This window comes from Chamaesiphon sp. OTE_75_metabat_556, assembly GCF_031378165.1.
Classification (GTDB): domain Bacteria; phylum Cyanobacteriota; class Cyanobacteriia; order Cyanobacteriales; family Chamaesiphonaceae; genus Chamaesiphon.
The window spans coordinates 1-10,269 of sequence record NZ_JANNDR010000417.1; the positions used below are offsets into that span (position 1 = coordinate 1).

The 10,269-nt window shown below is 49.9% G+C and carries 9 protein-coding genes; 5 read left to right on the forward strand and 4 right to left on the reverse strand.

Annotated elements, in window-relative coordinates; translation table 11 throughout:
• Positions 1-449: 449 nt before the first annotated feature.
• The 4 genes from RMO27_RS16890 to RMO27_RS16905 form a co-directional block, all read right to left on the reverse strand.
• Entirely contained in the window at positions 450-1,406 is a 957-nt protein-coding gene (locus RMO27_RS16890; RefSeq protein ID WP_309734623.1) for a YegS/Rv2252/BmrU family lipid kinase, read from the reverse strand.
• The gene (locus RMO27_RS16895) at positions 1,390-2,061 is read right to left on the reverse strand and encodes a DUF1003 domain-containing protein (protein WP_309734624.1); all 672 of its coding nucleotides are present in this window, start codon (positions 2,059-2,061) and stop codon (positions 1,390-1,392) included. Before RMO27_RS16895 ends, RMO27_RS16890 begins: the two co-directional genes overlap by 17 nt.
• A gap of 183 nt (positions 2,062-2,244) precedes the next feature.
• The gene (locus tag RMO27_RS16900; RefSeq protein ID WP_309734626.1) at positions 2,245-2,904 is read right to left on the reverse strand and encodes a DUF1003 domain-containing protein; all 660 of its coding nucleotides are present in this window, start codon (positions 2,902-2,904) and stop codon (positions 2,245-2,247) included.
• 82 nt (positions 2,905-2,986) lie between these two features.
• Positions 2,987-4,462, reverse strand: coding sequence for an alpha-amylase (locus tag RMO27_RS16905; RefSeq protein ID WP_309734629.1), 1,476 nt, complete (start codon positions 4,460-4,462; stop codon positions 2,987-2,989).
• A 32-nt stretch (positions 4,463-4,494) separates the two neighbouring features.
• On the opposite strand from RMO27_RS16905, the gene RMO27_RS16910 reads away from it, so the two are divergent.
• The 5 genes from RMO27_RS16910 to grpE form a co-directional block, all read left to right on the forward strand.
• Positions 4,495-4,638, forward strand: a complete 144-nt coding sequence (locus tag RMO27_RS16910; RefSeq protein ID WP_309734631.1) for a hypothetical protein — start codon at positions 4,495-4,497, stop codon at positions 4,636-4,638.
• A gap of 33 nt (positions 4,639-4,671) precedes the next feature.
• On the forward strand, positions 4,672-5,040 hold the full coding sequence (locus tag RMO27_RS16915; RefSeq protein ID WP_309734632.1) for a hypothetical protein: 369 nt from the start codon (positions 4,672-4,674) through the stop codon (positions 5,038-5,040).
• A 443-nt stretch (positions 5,041-5,483) separates the two neighbouring features.
• Positions 5,484-6,584 (forward strand): GNAT family N-acetyltransferase, encoded by a 1,101-nt coding sequence (locus RMO27_RS16920; protein WP_309734633.1) that lies wholly within the window; start codon positions 5,484-5,486, stop codon positions 6,582-6,584.
• 339 nt (positions 6,585-6,923) lie between these two features.
• Positions 6,924-8,051 carry a DegT/DnrJ/EryC1/StrS family aminotransferase gene (locus RMO27_RS16925; protein WP_309734635.1) on the forward strand — a complete coding sequence of 376 codons (1,128 nt, stop codon included), beginning with the start codon at positions 6,924-6,926 and terminating at the stop codon, positions 8,049-8,051.
• Between the two features lie 522 nt (positions 8,052-8,573).
• Positions 8,574-10,269: nucleotide exchange factor GrpE (gene grpE, locus RMO27_RS16930; protein WP_309734637.1), on the forward strand; the 1,696-nt coding region annotated here is incomplete at its 3' end.

The following is a 10,269-nucleotide window of genomic DNA, read 5'->3' on the forward strand; positions in this document are numbered from 1 at the left end:
CCCCTCAAACTCCCCTCCGTAAGGTTCGATTTGTGGGTGGCGGGGTGGGGGGGATAATGGCGATCGCATGATACCCAGATCTGGGGGTTGCAACCCCCAGACCCCCCCGGTTAAAAGCGCAGGAGGCAGGGTGGTTTCATACATCGGCAGGAAAATCTTTCAGTTCACTTCAGTGAACTTTGGCTATTAGCCCGTTGGCGAAGCCTTTCGGAACGAAACAATTCATTTCAGGGCGGTTAAAGACTAAGCACCAAGGTTTATGCATTTTCCTTTTTTTGATGAAACCACTCTACCTGTCAAAAAGCAGAGGGGATAACGGCGATCGCACAATCGATCGTTGAGGGCTATCGGACTAGAAATCAGCGTAGACTGATTTTTCTCCCACTATCCACTATCCACTATCCACTATCCACTATCCACTCCCCGCTCCCAACTCCCAACTCCCTAACCTACTTCACCTCAATCGTCAAATTCGGCAACCCTTCCAATTTCTCGGTAAGTTGGGGTTCTTCGGTTGAGGGGGCGAAGATGGTGAGGCCGTTGGGGATGCATTCGATGTCGAGGGGGGTGGTGCCGATGATTTCGCCGTCGAGGACGACTTTTTGGGGTGGGGTGGTGGTGACTTTGAAGTGTTTGGCGCGGAGGAAGCCGACGTCTTGGCGTTGGGAGGCTTCGCCGCGTAGGGTAGTGCTGAGGTGGTCGTAGGAGGTGGCGATCGCGCCGAGGGCGGTTTTGGGGGCGATAATTGTCAGATCGAGCAATCCGTCATCGAAGACGACTTCGGCGGCTCCTTGAGCCAAAATTGAGGTGGCTGGGGCGGCGTTGGCGATCGTGATGGCGGCGGCGGAAACTGTGATGATTTTATCTTCGGTTTCGATGTGGGCTTCAAATTGTTCGAGGTTGCGAAGTTGGCTGAGTCCGGCGAGGACGTAGGCCATGACTCCCATCCGTTTTTTGGCATCACGATCGGCTAAATTCACGGTTTCGGCTTCAAAGCCGATACCAGCGAGGAGTACCATTGGCAAGCCGTTACACCGTGCCACATCGACAACTTTAGTATGGTCTGTCAGGATGGCGGCACAGGCTTCGGGGATCGTAGTGGGCAGATCGAGGGCATTGGCAAAAGCATTGGCGGTGCCGCGCGAAATTACCCCCAGGGGGATACTCGTGCCCATCAGCGCAGCGGCAACGGCGGAGAGGGTACCATCACCACCGGAGGCAATAATCAAGCCTGCGCCGCGATCGATCGCGGCTTTGGCGAGTTCTCCAGGTTCGCATTCAGCAGTGGTAACGATGATATCGAGATCGAGGCTCTCGCTGAGCAGGGATTTGATGAGGGCGAGATCTTGTTCTGGATCGCCTTGTCCAGCAATGGGGTTGAAAATCAGACTAGCTTGAGGTTTCATTAGTTTGTACTTTGGTGTCGGTGGGTGCTGGTTCGGAAATTTGGTGGATCACTTCCAAAATTACTTGGGGGTCGGTGGCTTGTTTCATCAAGTCGGCTTCCTCATCGTTGCGATTTTTGACATTGGGCAAATCGGTGCGGAGTTCTTCGACTAAGGAGATGAGTTTGGCAATTTTTTGCTCGGTAATCAGATTGAGTTGGAGCATCAAATGCGATCGTTCTTCATTGACCTTTTCCTGACGATTTTCGTAGACCAAGACGCCAGTGGAGATAAATAGTGATGCTAGATCGAGCCATTGTTCGCGCAGATCTAATTGCGGAAAAGTGGTCGGCAAAATCTGGAGATCTACTAAATGTCCGCAGATTTCCCAAGCAATAAAAAAGATAATCTGAAAGTATAAAAATTCGGGTGTACCGAAAATACTGACGATTTTTGCTAAGAGCCGTTGGGCAGTAGTTGCGTTGGCCTGATAACGCTCTTGATGGTTGGTAATTGTCTCAATATTCTTAATTATTTGCTCTGGGATGAGCGTATCAATATCGATGTCCGCACTGGTTTGGGTAATCGACGTCACGATTTCGCGATCGTCCCGAAAGACGGAGCTACCACCGATCGATCGAGTGTCAATAATGATGTTTTTAGAAGCTTTGGTCATCTGTGTTGGGAACGGGGAGCGGGGACATCGAATGGGTGATGGCTGCGATCGATTTGAGGGGGATTTAGCGGATGCGCTCCGGTCTTTGTTCCCCGACGATGGAAGCACACCAATCAGGGGGATTCAGGTCTTCAAACGAAGTCTATTAGAGTTGTGTAGACACGGTAGCCTTGCAAAGGGGGGCTAGGGGGATTTCCTGGAATTTGATGCTTCTAAATCATCAATCTTTGGATGGATAGTATTGTGTTGGATGACTTCCAAAATTGCTTGTGGGTTGATCGATTGTTTCATTGCTTCGGCCTCATTATCAGGGCGATTTTTGACATTAGGTAGATCGGTACGCAGTTCTTCAACTAAAGCAATTAATTTAGCGATCTTTTGCTCGGTGACTAAATTGAGTTGAATGGTCAGATGCGATCGCTCTTGTTCGACTTTCTCTTGATGAGCTTGAGCGATTAAGACCTCAGTAGAAATGAGCAAAGATGCTACCTCTAAGCCATGCAAATGAAGATCGAACAAAGGGAAGTTCTTGGCAATGATATTGCGCTCGGCTAATTGGGTGCAGCCGATCCAAATTGCAAAAAAGCCAATCTGAGCATACAAAAATCCCGGACGCGCGAAAAAAGCCGCAATTTTATTGAGTACGCGGCGATCGGCTGTAGTATTTTGCTTGTGCCGATCTTGGTGGCTGACGATCGTTTCGACATTGCGGAGGATTTGCTCTGGGACAGCTTCACCGACTTCGATATGAACCTCACGGTGATCGGGGACGGAGATATTTACAGTCGATCGATCTCCAGTGGGCAAAGTGCGATCGACTTCAATATTCGTGTTGGTGTTCATGTGCGGAAGTTGGGGATAGAAATTGGTAGGCGCAATTGATGAATTGCGCCTACCAATTAGTTGTTAATGTGCGATCGATCTGTTATTGTTTGACCCAAACCGAAACAGAGCCACCATTGCAACGGAATTCTGCACTGCCCTCATCGTTGGTGACGATCGGTTCTTTGACGTGCTCGGTAATGTCGATGTAAGTAGCATTCGGATGGCCGATTTCCATCCATTTGCCGCCACCTTCCCCATTGGTGAGAACTACTGCCATCCCGCCGGGATGCTCCGCGTCACCCAGCCGCGTCCAGCCGATCGTGCTGGGATGGTCGAAGTAGTCGCGTTGTTCGCCGTAGGCATAGTTTTGACGGGCGTGGAGGAATTTATCGATCAGGAACTGATGAGCGTCCATCCAGATTTCATATTCGTTGCCATCTTTGCCCGTATCTTGGTAATGTGCGCCATAGTAGTCGCCATAAAAGATGCACGGATAGCCAGCTTCACGCAGCAGAATCAAGGCATAAGCTAGCGGTTTAAACCACGGCTCGACGATCGATTCGAGGGACTGGAGCGGTTGGGAATCGTGATTTTCGACGAGGGTAACCGCGAGTAAGGGCTGTTGCTGTACCAAGGTATTGTCAAAGATTTTGGTCAGATCGTAATTTTCTCCAGCTTGGCTGGCAACGTGAAAATTGTAATGTAGTGGCGCATCAAACAGATTGACCGTACCATTGGTAGTCTCGATGAAATGATGCAGCGCATCGACTTCATAAGACCAATATTCACCGACTGCAAACAGATCCCTTTGAGCGTATTGCCGGACGTGTTCGAGCCATTGTTGAAAAAATTCTGCTGAGACGTGTTTGACGGCATCAAATCTAAAGCCATCGATATCGGTAGTGTCATAGCACCATTCGCCCCAATACTTGAGTTCGCCGACGACTTCGGGATTCTCCATATCCAGATCGCAGCCCATCAGGTAATCAAAATTCCCCTTTTCTTGGTCTACGTTGTGATCGAATGACTTGCCCTTGAGCAAATAGACTGCCGATTCGCCCTCGTTATAGGCGTTGTAATCGATCGCATCAAAGTGCCACCAGTGCCATTCCATCGTCGAATACTTGCCAGCGCGGCCAGGAAAAGTAAAGTGCGTCCAGGCTTTAATCGTTTGATATTCACCGATTGGGGCATTGCGATCGTCCATATTAAACGGAGTCGCTTCGACATCTTCGGCTTCATCGGCACCCAGCCTATGATTGAATACTACATCAGCGTAGATCCTGATACCTGCTGCTTTAGCAACTTTGATGGCATTAATATATTCAGCTTTGGTGCCATATTTCGTCCGCACCGAGCCTTTTTGGTCGAATTCGCCCAGATCGAACATGTCATAGACACCGTAGCCCACATCCATGCCGCCACCCGTACCTTTGTAAGCTGGCGGCAACCAGAGAGAGGTGATCCCAGCGGCAGCTAATTCGGCTGCTTTGTCTGCCACCTGCTGCCATAAACTACCATCATCTGGACTGTACCAGTGAAAGTATTGCATCATTACACCATTAGGTTCAGACATAATTTTTCTCTTTAAATAAAGCAGTGATGAACATGACAACGCATAGTATTGCCCTCACTAATCTTCGCTGGAACGATCGAAGCTTGTCTATCAGGCATTGGAAGCATCTCTGTGAGGCGATCGAGTCGTTAAATATCTATCGATCGGTGGATGTTATTTTGGCAATTTTTCAGTAAAAATAAGTGTGCGAACCTTTATGACATACATTTATGAAACCTCAGTTGCCAACACTACTATCTAGCCTTAAAAATTATCTCAGCCGCGTACTCTGCGGATTGGTGGTGATGTTGTCAATTTGGCAAGGGATCTCGATCGGGATCGACACTGCGATCGCCGCTCCAAGCATCGATCTCAAAGTACCAGAATCGATGGTTAGTAAAAAAGAAATCGTGGTTAAAGAACTAGAACAGCGAGAAGCACTAGAAGAAAAACGTGTCAAAACAGCCATGAAAGATGGCAACAAATCTGCGAAAAAGAGTCTAGACAAAGCCAAAGACGCGATGGAAAATATGACTGGAAAAGTCGAAAAATCAGCAGAAGATACTACTAAGAAAGCCAAAAACTTTTTTGGTTTTTAGAAAATCAAATTAACGTGAGTTATTGGTAAGGATATTGGCTTCATTCCCGTCCCGCCGACGATTGCAGTCTCTAGGCTCTTCTTAAACCGAACTCATGTCAAATTAAAGAGCGATTGGGATCGATCGCTAATATCAACTCACATGACTTGTAGATTGAGATATCTGCAAGTCATTTTTGTGTGTCCATGCCCATCGACTATGCCAGCCGGATACCGAGCCAGGATTGCCGATCTGGCTAATTAATTCCCCTAATTCAGCAACACGACTGATACTTTTTGGCAAGATCGGGGCAATCTAAGTAGAGGAATTGCATGAGAGTGGCTGGGACTTGCAGGCAAGAGCGAACCTCCTCGCTCGGCAGTAACACCCTCTCGCAAATCGTCAGGCAGGAGCGATCGACCGTGTTTAACGCTGAAATTTAGGGGACATACAGTACGATTGTGGTGACATTATTATCAACCTCGATAAAATCTCAAGTTGTCTCACCAGCAGACTCTGAGTGGCAAAGATATTTAGACATCATCCCTCATGATTTTTATCATCTCCCTGGTTATTTAGAATTAGAAGCACAGCGGCACCAGGGTCAGCCAGAAGCGATCGCGATCGAAGATGGCAATCGCTTATTTTTCTTGCCTTATATCATTCGCGAGTGTCATCAGAGCACAGATCTACTCGCACTTGGTCGCACCCCAATTTATGATGTAATTTCCCCATACGGTTATCCCGGCATGGTGACAAATCTCGCCGGACAAAACCCGCAATTCGTCGAAAAGTGCCTGAATATTGTTTATGAGTGTTGGTACGCCAAAAATATCTGTTCGGCATTTTTGCGGCTGCACCCGATTCTCAATCATTATATCGATCCCGCCCGCTCCAATCCCGATCGCTTTACCATCACCGAACGTGGCGATGTCGTAATTTGCGACCTGACAAACGATCCTGAAGCAATCTGGAAGCAGATTCGATCGAGTCATCGGACTAAAATTAATAAGTTAAAACGGGCGGGATTTGGAGCCAAGATCGTCTCGATCGATAGTTTGGATCTATTCATCGAGATTTATATCGAAACAATGCAGCGCGTCAATGCCAATGCTACTTATTTCTTCACTCGTGAATATTTTCAAAGTCTCTTTCGAGCATTAGGCGACAGGCTCCAGATCTGTGTCGTCGAAATCGATGGTGAAACTGCCGCTGCCAGTCTCATCACAGAAGTTAATGGGATCGTGCAATATCATTTGGGGGGAACCAAAACCAAGTTCTTACCGCAATCCCCCACCACCCTGATGTTTGACTATCTGATGCGCTGGGGCAAACACAGAGATAATCAATATCTAAATCTTGGTGGAGGGCTAGGGAGTAATCGCGACTCGCTGTATCACTTTAAATCGGGATTTTCCAATCAATTTGCCTCGTTTATGACTATGCAAAGTATTATCAACAAGGAGCTATATACCGAGCTGCTCCATGGGCGCGCAACGACTTTAAATAGAACGATGGCCGAATTCGAGCAGACAGCTTTTTTCCCAGCTTATCGATCGTCCTAGTCAGCAACTAATGCTTGCTCCAGCCGATCAAAATGCCAGCACTGGAGTCGAGCATCCTGACTTTAATCATATTTCTGTACTAATCGATCGCCAATCGCGATGATGCTAGATGTCAACCCAATATGATCGAGTTGAGTGGATAGGTTGGAAATTAATCTGGGTATAATTGAAACAGGTTCTCAGTATAGAGTGAATAGCCAGCAGCTAAGCTCTAGCTAAAAATCTTACCTGCACGTAAGTCGTAAAAATTAGACTGGTTTAGATGTCTACTATCTACTTATTGGCGATCGGGCAAACATCACACCGCGCTCAATTTTCATTTATTTATAATTTCTGGTAATGACAAAACCTATTTTACTTTCAACTCCACACATGGGCGATCGCGAACACCAATTCGTGACCGAAGCCTTTGAAACCAATTGGATTGCTCCCATTGGTCCTCATGTTGACGCCTTCGAGCGCGAGTTTTGCCAAGCAGTAGGTTCTAGTCATGCCACTGCCGTTAGTTCCGGTACGGCAGCTCTCCATCTAGCCTTAAAACTAGTCGGTGTCGGTGCTGGCGATGACGTATTTTGTTCGAGCCTGACCTTTTCTGCTAGTGCCAATCCAATCGCCTATCTCGGTGCCAAACCCGTCTTCATCGATAGCGATCGGATCTCCTGGAACATGGATCCCTTATTGCTCCAAGCCGCACTAGAACAGCGCGCTAAAATTGGCAAACTCCCCAAAGCCGTGATCATCGTCCATCTCTACGGCCAAAGTGCCGATCTCGATCCGATCATCAAAACTTGCCAAGAGTACGGCGTCGCCACCGTCGAAGATGCGGCTGAAGCCCTCGGCGCAACCTACAAAGGTCGATCTCCTGGTACCTTCGGCACCGTCGGCATCTACTCCTTCAACGGCAACAAAATCATCACCACCTCCGGCGGTGGCATGTTGGTTTCCGAAGATGCCAGCATCACCTCCAAAGCCAAATTCCTCGCCACCCAAGCCCGCGATCCCGCCCCCCACTATCAACACTCCGAAATCGGCTACAACTACCGGATGAGCAACGTCCTCGCCGGCATCGGACGCGGCCAATTGATGGTACTGAACGATCGCGTCGCCGCCCGTCGCCGCAACTGCCAAATCTATCAACAAGCCCTCGCCCACATCCCCGGCATCGAATTCATGCCCGAAGCCCCCTGGGGTAACTCCACCCGCTGGCTCACCTGCCTCACCATCGATCCTGCCGCCTTCGGAGCCGATCGCGAACAGATCCGCCTCGCCCTCGCCGAACAACAAATCGAAGCCCGTCCCGTCTGGAAACCCCTCCACATGCAACCGATCTTCCAAGACTCCGAACGCTACGGCGGCCAAGTCGCCGAAGACCTCTTCGATCGCGGCCTCTGCCTACCCTCCGGCTCTAATCTTACTGATGAAGAGTTACAGCGGGTGATTGAGGCGATTTTGGGATCTAGAGGTTAGGGAGTTGGGAGCGGGGAGCGGGGAGATGAAAAGTCCTCGCTAACTTCTAGTCCGGTAGCCTCCAAAGATCGATCGTGCGAGCGACATTATCCCCGCAACCTTCCGATGGGGGGTCTGGGGGTGAAACCCCCGGATCTAGGTTTTGGGCGATCGCAATCATCCCCCCCACCCCGCTACCCACAAATCGAACCTTTCGCAGGAGAGTTTGAGAGGCGGCGTCCCGCCTCTCAACGGGGGGACTGGGGGTCGGAGCGACGCGCGCTCCTCGGCTTTGCCGAGGGTTTAGCGCGTCAAGACAACCCCCAGATCCGGGTTCTGCCTACACTAGAGAAAATCGAAACTAGCAAGTATTTATAGTTTGCCGATTCGCTAATCACCAGAGAGCAGGCATGAAGCAACACCCCCAAAGATCTACCGTTACCGCTAATACACCATAACCACTCCACTAAAATGGCGGATGTCGATCGATAAAACCACCAAACATAATTGAGATCGCACACCCAACCGCCGATCTCCGAACTTATGACAAACATTCAATCGACATCCACACCAGACAACCCCATCATCAACCTCGTCGATCGAATCCTCGCCAAAGCCATCGCAGATCGCGCCTCACACATCTACTTTGAACCCCAACCCCAATCCCTCCAAATCAGAGTTCGCCAAGACGGCATCCTGCAAACCGCCCTCCACAACATCCCCCACCACACGATCGCACCCACGATCAACCACCTCAAAACCCTCGCCAAAATCGCCCCCCAACTCCCCGCCCCCCAAACCGGCACATTCGATTGCACCAGCAAAATCGGTCGCGTCCAGATCGCCATCACCACCCTCCCCAGCCAATTTGGCGACACCATCACCGCTCAAATCACCTATAACCAACTCCCACCTAGATCCCTCCCCCAACTAATCCCCGATCGCGACAGCCTAGAACCGATCGAGCGCATCATTCATAGCCATCGCGGCTTAATCCTCATCGTCGGCACCCAACCTAGCGGCACATCAGCACTCATCGATGCCAGCCTCGCCGAACTCCACCGCCCAGATCGCAAAATCTACGCCATTGATCGCCACTTGCAATATCCCATCCCCGGGATCGATCGCCTCACTCTCCCCGCTACTGTCGATGCCGACACCATCGCGCGGACTATCGATACCTGCGGGCATCAACAGCCCGATATTTTAGCCATCGGCTCGATCGACAGCCTCGCGATCGCCCAAGCCGCCATCCGCGCCGTCACTAGCGGTTGCCTAGTCTTCGCCACCATCTCTGCCCCCACCGCTGGTGAAGCGATCGCCCAACTCATCGCTCTCGGCATCCCCGCAGCCCAGCTCTACACCGCCACGATTGGCATCATCACTCATAGATCGCTCAAACAAGTGTGTAGCGATTGTCGGCTGCCTGAAGAGCCAAATAGCCGACAATTAGCGCAACTAGGTAGTACGATTCTCAGCCTGAAGGAGCATAGTCCCTACTATCGTGCCCATAGTCTCAGCCCTAGCGCGATCGATCGAGCCAAACAAGTGGGTAACTTGTGCGCCCAATGTCGGGGTGCAGGCTATCGCGGCGAGATCGGTATCTATGAAGTATTGACGATCGTCGATCGACTCAAATCGACAATTTTACATGGGGATGCCGAAGCGATCGATTTAGCTGCCCAGGAAATGGGGATGCGATCTTTTCTAGATCTGGGCATCAAACTATTTCGCCACGGCAAGACGACATTTAGTGAAGTCCAACGGTGCGCGCCACCCAAAATCCTATTACAGAATCAACTAGCGAACGCCCAAACTGATCCAGATGCCGAGGCGATTGACGTTGACAATGCCGAAAGTTTAGAGGCAGCTTTGTACTGGAAACAACAAGCTCTCAAGGCCAAATCCGACTACGATCGACTGATCGGCGAACTCGAACATTATCAACAAGAAACCGATGAATTCGAGCAGCGAATCAAACAAAGTCGATCGCAAGTAGAGCAGGGTACCCGCGCAGAAATTGCCTTGCAATTATTATCGGTGGTTGATGTGATCGAACTCGCTCGGACTTCGATTAAGCCCCAAACCGATCGCGAAGCTGCGATCCAAAAGGGGTACTCGATGTTAGAAAATAAAATGCTATCGAGTATCAAAGAAATCGGCGTCCGCGTCACGGAAAGTAAGGGTCATAAGTTTGACGCGCATTTGCATGAAGTGGTGCAGGAAGTCGGTACTCATG

What these genes read in the sequence shown, in the direction of transcription:
- RMO27_RS16890 (WP_309734623.1), bottom strand. Translation starts at nt 1,406, where the DNA reads ATGAAACCTCAAGCTAGTCTGATTTTCAACCCCATTGCTGGACAAGGC.
- RMO27_RS16895 (WP_309734624.1), bottom strand. Translation starts at nt 2,061, where the DNA reads ATGACCAAAGCTTCTAAAAACATCATTATTGACACTCGATCGATCGGT.
- RMO27_RS16900 (WP_309734626.1), bottom strand. Translation starts at nt 2,904, where the DNA reads ATGAACACCAACACGAATATTGAAGTCGATCGCACTTTGCCCACTGGA.
- RMO27_RS16905 (WP_309734629.1), bottom strand. Translation starts at nt 4,462, where the DNA reads ATGTCTGAACCTAATGGTGTAATGATGCAATACTTTCACTGGTACAGT.
- RMO27_RS16910 (WP_309734631.1), top strand. Translation starts at nt 4,495, where the DNA reads ATGACAACGCATAGTATTGCCCTCACTAATCTTCGCTGGAACGATCGA.
- RMO27_RS16915 (WP_309734632.1), top strand. Translation starts at nt 4,672, where the DNA reads ATGAAACCTCAGTTGCCAACACTACTATCTAGCCTTAAAAATTATCTC.
- RMO27_RS16925 (WP_309734635.1), top strand. Translation starts at nt 6,924, where the DNA reads ATGACAAAACCTATTTTACTTTCAACTCCACACATGGGCGATCGCGAA.